Consider the following 253-nt stretch of genomic DNA (forward strand, 5'->3'; position numbering starts at 1 on the left):
CGACCCGATCGTGCGCCATGGTCTCCTGGAATACACCCCGCTGATCTGGAATGGCGAAGACTTCCAGGAGAACCGTTTCTTCTGGGAGGAAGCGCTGCATCACGGCATCCGTCACGGCTGGTCGATCCCGGTCCGCGGCAAGTACGGGCTGATCAGCATGCTGTCCCTGGTGCGTTCCAGCGAGAGCATCGCCGCCACGGAAATCCTGGAGAAGGAATCCTTCCTGCTCTGGATCACCAGCATGCTGCAGGCT

At 60.9% G+C, this 253-nt stretch carries 1 pseudogene; it reads left to right on the forward strand.

Going from position 1 to position 253, the window contains the following annotated elements:
- Positions 1-253, forward strand: a pseudogene (gene qscR / locus ACLJNW_RS26890) (quorum-sensing transcriptional repressor QscR); the annotation flags it as partial.

Origin of the sequence: Salmonella sp. SAL4457 (assembly GCF_046548235.1) — a bacterium.
Taxonomy (GTDB): Bacteria; Pseudomonadota; Gammaproteobacteria; order Enterobacterales; family Enterobacteriaceae; genus Salmonella; species Salmonella enterica.